Genomic DNA, 2,121 nt, shown 5'->3' on the forward strand with positions numbered 1-2,121 from the left:
TAATGAACCCTAAACATTTAAGAAATTGGTTTGCTAATTGCTGCTACTGTACCTCATAACAGCGGGAAACGCTGTAAAGGCTGGGATGCCGTATTTTCGCAAAAAAACCCGGTTTCTAATCACCCGTGTTTTAGTCATAATTTAAAAATGTTGCAGCAGAGATTTTTCTTGTGCATAAACCTTTCGCAGCGACTCCACAGCGATCGCCCCCAACATCAATTTAATCACCCCCACCAATTCCCCCCACTCCCACAATTCAGAAACAGAAACAGCTTTGTGAAATCTATCCGCATAAAAATCCACCCAAAAATCCGGCGCGTGTCTCTGTTTCTGACTCGCCCAACGGCGCTTCCAATAACCAAAATCTAAACCAGAGGGCGATTCCACTCCCAAAACAGGCGGAAAGTCCGCATAACTCACAAACCGACTCATGCCTTTGGCGTGCACGTACAGGATATGCGCCCAGCACTCGAAGCGATATATTTGTTTTACTTTGATTTTCAGCAGGCGCGCGATCGCCTCTTTCGTCACAAACCGGCTCAATCTGTGTCTGGGGGTTGATTTTGGTCGAAAGCTTGCTAACATGGTTGATACATCCCACTTGATGGGAATTTTCAATGGTTGATACATCCCACTTGATGGGAATTTCAGATGGTTAATAAATCCCAGTTGATGGGATTTGAACTTTGATAGGCGATCGTCTTTTAGTTTTCCAGACGTTGGGGCGATCGCTTTTTACATTACAAGTTTATGACTTATATTAGTCAAAAGTCAAGAGGTTATGGGATTAATTAAGTTGCGGGTTCGAGAATTTGCTGCCGAGAAGGGCTGGACGCTGAAAGAAGTTTCAGAGCGATCGGGCGTAGTCTACAGTACCCTCAGAACCTATGCCCGATCGCCTGGATTAGCAACAGTTGATGTGACAGCCTTGCACAAGTTGGCAAGGACTTTTGATTTGTCGATCGAAGATTTGTATGAAATTGTGCAGGAATAGTCGATCGCTTTTACGAACTAATTATCCACTCAATATTATTCGACAGTTGCTAGCATCTGATTGACAGACTCACCCTGTTGTAGTGCTTCCCAATCAGATGTAACAGGTTGGTAAGAACAGTAACACACCACAATTCGCTCCTCAGTATCGGAAGCAAAAAACTGCTGAACGCGAGTAACTACCCAATCTCCATCTTTCCCGTGGGTGACTCCATTACCTGGGTCAGATAGATTTTCATAATCGCGGGTTTTGTCCCCTACTTGGGGAATTTCTGGGTTTTCTTCCCAAGTCCAATTTTCCCAAAGTATATTAGTTAGACCGCCCCTCGGCATAAGCTGACGTTTTTCCCAGCCGGGAGCACTCATGCTTTCGGTTTTGTAGACAATCCAGATTTTTTTTGCCATTTTTCCTCCCTTTCCTTTAATCTTGGTAATCTTGCCACATATCCTGAAACGAGGTTTGTTCCCCGTCAAACACGCAAGCCACATCAGGGGGGGTGTTACGAGTCACTCGGATTTCTTTTAACCGCCAGTGGTATTTTTCGCCCATCTTTTCACAGAGTTCGGGATCTGTAACATGGTGTACGTTTTCTGGCTTTGGATTTGGTACGCGATCGCTCCTCACTTCTGACTTCCCTTACAGTTTAAAAACTAAATGTCTTGCCCTGTATGCGATCGCTCCACCACTGCACACAGCAGCTATGTGTTGTTTTGGTTTTGACTTGCTTCTATTTTTGGTTGCTCAGCCTTCATGACATATTGCTCCATAAATTCCAGCAAAACATCCCTCATATTTTTACCGTCCCTAGCAACAGCCGACTTAAATCGGTTCCGCAGCTCCGGCGGCATTTCTACTCTAATAGCCACAGTCTTGTTTTCATCCATACAGGCTCAAGGCTTTACAACATATACATTTTGACATTTTTATGTAGTTTGCCTAAAAACCAGCTTTTTGCATACAGGTGCATTACTCTAAGTATATGCCTTAGTGCATACTAATGCAATAGTGCAAAAAATGCCGTTTTCCGCAAAAAACGCTACAGAGCGTTAATTTACAGCAGATTCCATGTATATATGATACAGTTTATTTAGTATATAAGCTAAAAAAATGAAACCTTATTCGATTGA

Annotated in this window: 5 protein-coding genes; 1 reads left to right on the forward strand and 4 read right to left on the reverse strand. The window is 43.3% G+C overall.

Annotated elements, in window-relative coordinates:
* Positions 1-141: 141 nt before the first annotated feature.
* Positions 142-630 (reverse strand): hypothetical protein, encoded by a 489-nt coding sequence (locus QUA07_RS29795; RefSeq protein WP_333332837.1) that lies wholly within the window; start codon positions 628-630, stop codon positions 142-144.
* 151 nt (positions 631-781) lie between these two features.
* Between QUA07_RS29795 and QUA07_RS29800 the strand changes: the two genes are divergently transcribed.
* On the forward strand, positions 782-994 hold the full coding sequence (locus QUA07_RS29800) for a helix-turn-helix transcriptional regulator (protein WP_332958465.1): 213 nt from the start codon (positions 782-784) through the stop codon (positions 992-994).
* A 35-nt stretch (positions 995-1,029) separates the two neighbouring features.
* Here QUA07_RS29800 and QUA07_RS29805 read toward each other — a convergent pair whose 3' ends face one another.
* The 3 genes from QUA07_RS29805 to QUA07_RS29815 form a co-directional block, all read right to left on the reverse strand.
* Positions 1,030-1,398, reverse strand: coding sequence for a hypothetical protein (locus QUA07_RS29805; protein WP_333332840.1), 369 nt, complete (start codon positions 1,396-1,398; stop codon positions 1,030-1,032).
* A 16-nt stretch (positions 1,399-1,414) separates the two neighbouring features.
* Positions 1,415-1,618, reverse strand: coding sequence for a hypothetical protein (locus tag QUA07_RS29810; protein WP_190657376.1), 204 nt, complete (start codon positions 1,616-1,618; stop codon positions 1,415-1,417).
* A 74-nt stretch (positions 1,619-1,692) separates the two neighbouring features.
* Positions 1,693-1,878, reverse strand: a complete 186-nt coding sequence (locus tag QUA07_RS29815) for a copy number control protein (RefSeq protein WP_190657378.1) — start codon at positions 1,876-1,878, stop codon at positions 1,693-1,695.
* Positions 1,879-2,121: the final 243 nt, after the last annotated feature.

The sequence above is a fragment of the Microcoleus sp. T3_A4 genome (assembly GCF_036700465.1).
Classification (GTDB): domain Bacteria; phylum Cyanobacteriota; class Cyanobacteriia; order Cyanobacteriales; family Microcoleaceae; genus Microcoleus.